General features: G+C 62.4%; 1 protein-coding gene. It reads right to left on the minus strand.

Going from position 1 to position 891, the window contains the following annotated elements; all coding sequences use genetic code 11:
• The coding region (gene tnpC / locus ACLFKU_RS43690; RefSeq protein ID WP_410853382.1) for an IS66 family transposase at window positions 1-856 on the minus strand (856 nt) is incomplete at its 3' end.
• Window positions 857-891: the final 35 nt, after the last annotated feature.

Here is an 891-nt window from a genome sequence, read left to right on the forward strand (position 1 = left end):
ACGCCCACAGATACGCGCGATGTGTCTTGCCTTTGCCGGGACCGAGCATCTGTACCGGCGTCTCATCCGCATGCAGCACACCCTGCTGCAGGATTTCCTGATGCAGCGCGTCGACCAGCGGTTGTAGCTGCACGCCGCACGTACCGACCCATGCGCCCAATGTCGAGCGCGGTATCGCGACGCCCGCTCGCGCAAAGATCTGCTCCTGACGATACAGGGGAAGGTGGTCAGCGTACTTGGCAACCAGCACTGACGCCAGCAGTCCCGCAGTCGGGATGCCCTTGTCGATGACGTGCGCAGGCACCGCAGCCTGCATCAGTGTTTCGCAGTTTCTGCACACCCACTTGCCACGGATATGCCGCTCCACGGTGAACACGCCCGGCGTGTAGTCCAGCTTCTCGCTGATGTCCTCGCCGATGCGCACGCGCTCGCAGCCACACTGGCATACGGTGCTCTCCGGCTCATGCCGGATCTCTGTGCGCGGCAATTGCGCCGGCAGCGCTGCACGCTTCGGTTGCAGGGGTAGCGGCTCGGTTGTGGCTTGTGGCTGAAGTTGCTCGAGCTCAACTTCAATGGCGGCGAGATCCGCGTCAATTGCCTCGTCCAGCAGGTTCATCTGATCGCTGCTGAGCTGCTCGCTGCGCCTGCCGAACTGATGGCGTCTGAGAATCGATATCTCGTGGGTCAACTGGTCGATGCGGGTCTGCCGATAGCGTAATTCCCGCTCCTTCTCACCGACCTCCCGGGTCTTCTCTTCAATCTCCCGGTCCCGGTCTTCGACGCGTGCAATCAGTTGCGTGGCGAGCGCACGCAACTGTTCCGGGCTAAGAGTGTTGAGGTCGGCGGGCAGATCCATGCAGACGAGTCTGCCAGAACCCCGGAGAGCGCGAA

It is taken from the genome of Paraburkholderia sp. EG304 (assembly GCF_046543485.1).
Classification (GTDB): Bacteria; Pseudomonadota; Gammaproteobacteria; order Burkholderiales; family Burkholderiaceae; genus Paraburkholderia; species Paraburkholderia youngii.